Source organism: Bartonella sp. CE47NXGY, assembly GCF_042195415.1.
Taxonomy (GTDB): Bacteria; Pseudomonadota; Alphaproteobacteria; order Rhizobiales; family Rhizobiaceae; genus Bartonella.
In genome coordinates this window covers 1-1600 of the sequence record NZ_JBHIOI010000069.1, presented here as the reverse complement: position 1 = coordinate 1600, position 1600 = coordinate 1, and positions in this window count along the sequence as shown.

The window sequence follows — 1600 nt, the reverse complement described above, 5'->3', positions numbered from 1 at the left end:
AAAGAATTAAGTTCTTCAAAACGCAAACAAAACTCCCTTGCCGATCATTTACGAGATTGTTTAGACTTGCTCGCATTTCATTGGGGATATGCAAACCATAAACATTTTGAATAATCTCCCTCGCCATTTTAAGCGGCCTCCCATCCTTCCCCGCCCCCTCTAAAGAAACCTCCCCCACACGGGCTCAAGCATCCAGCAGCTCTCGCCTCCATTTTCATTACCTTGCCCCCACCCAAAAGGACAATACTTCACCCCCCTCACACATACTTAAGATACACCCCACACTCTTAAAAACAAAAAGCCTTCCCCCATATCAGTCCTATAATCATGAGGGGCTCTTAATTCGTTTTTGATTGAAGAATATTCTCAAGATGCTTGCATGTATAATAATATTTTTAAATATAGTTTAATTAATATCGAGTCTTAAAACAAATATTCAATTGAAAAAAGTATTAAGTTTTAATGCAAAATGACAAAATTTTTTGTAAAAAGTATTTTTTATATTGCTATTTTTTCAATTCTCTGCTAACCATAATATGGTAGGTTCTTTAAGTATGATTTTTTTGTATTTAGTACGGCCTTTTAAATTTATTCTTTTTTGACACGTCCTGCGAGTCAATGTTAAAATTCTCCTGCTTTTTGGTCCTCTGATTGCGACGGAGGACTTTTTTTTATGACTGTACTTTTTATAACTGTATTGTCTTAAATCACTTCCTTATGAGCTTTGTGATAATTCCTCCATAAGGTTTACCCGCAAAATAGATCATTCTTTTGTCAAATTGACTTGCGTTCCATTCTTAAAGAACACAGATTCTTAACTCAATCTGATTTACAAACAGCTTGGATACACTTCCCTCTTGGTTTGCCATTCCCTCTTGGCTTCTATTCAGGTTTTTCCGCTAAACTCAAGGCGCAACAGAATCTTGCTCTGTCTTAAAGATTCACCACGCCCTTAAAAAAACACTTAAAACATATCCAAGGAAGCTTGCTTCATATCACCAAACCTCAAATGACCGTGTTTTACGGCATAACAGAATGACTTAACTATTGGATAACTTTCTTTATCGCCCCCCAACAGGTTGATGTATCACGACAACATATTGATTTATAATCATCATATCCCGTTATCCATATTAAAACCCGTTATCCATATAAAATTAAGAGACGCAGATATCATAGGGATTCTCTCATTTTAAATTTATTTCATGTTGCATCAATCAACACCTTGTCTTTTCCACATTACAAACATAAGAGACATATGAAATAAAGCACTTCAAAGATTTCAAAGATAAAGAATCAAAATGCCTCTTATGAACACGCTCAAGAGCCAAAGGCTATCATCACATGAGGTGAGAATAGTATGATAGTGCTGGCTTTCCCCTTATGAGAATTTAAAGAAGGGCTTATCCACTTCACAAGAGATTTCTCCATTATCAGATTTACCAATATCTCCAATCACCAATATAATTGTGATGATAAGATCACATAATGTTTTTAAACAAGTAGGTAAATGTGCAACACAAATATATTCTATTTAGAACATTCTGTTTTATGTGAGTCGCGTAAACTCCCATTAAAAAACAAAATCCCCCATTAAAAA